This is a genomic window from Pseudomonas sp. FYR_5 (genome assembly GCF_043106315.1).
Classification (GTDB): Bacteria; Pseudomonadota; Gammaproteobacteria; order Pseudomonadales; family Pseudomonadaceae; genus Aquipseudomonas; species Aquipseudomonas putida_Y.
In genome coordinates this window covers 1-422 of the sequence record NZ_JBICMK010000093.1, presented here as the reverse complement: position 1 = coordinate 422, position 422 = coordinate 1, and the positions used below count along the sequence as shown (strand labels likewise).

General features: G+C 59.7%; 1 protein-coding gene. It reads right to left on the bottom strand.

Annotated elements, in window-relative coordinates:
* The coding region (locus ACF8RA_RS17585) for an immunoglobulin-like domain-containing protein (RefSeq protein WP_392519397.1) at positions 1-422 on the bottom strand (422 nt) is incomplete at both ends.

The window sequence follows — 422 nt, the reverse complement described above, 5'->3', positions numbered from 1 at the left end:
GTGACGCTGACAGTCGAACCGTTGTTGTAGACGTCATTGGCCGGGGTCTGGAAATCAACGCTGCCTTGGGTTTTGCCCGCTTCAACGGTAATGGTCTGGCCGTTGGACAGGGTCACGGTTACCGGAGTCTGGGCAGGGTTGCTCAGGGTCACGGTATAGGTGATCACGCCGCCTTCGGTCACGCTTGGCGAGGCGGTCAGGGTTGCAGTGGTGGCATCGACCGAGTCGTTGATCGTGGTCTGAGCCGGCGTCGGGTTCGGGGTCAGTTGCTCGAAGTTGCCGCCCGTGGCGTTCTCGATCGTGACACTGACAGTCGAACCGTTGTTATAGACGTCATTGGCCGGGGTCTGGAAATCAACGCTGCCCTGGGTTTTGCCCGCTTCAACGGTAATGGTCTGGCCGTTGGACAGGGTCACGGTTAC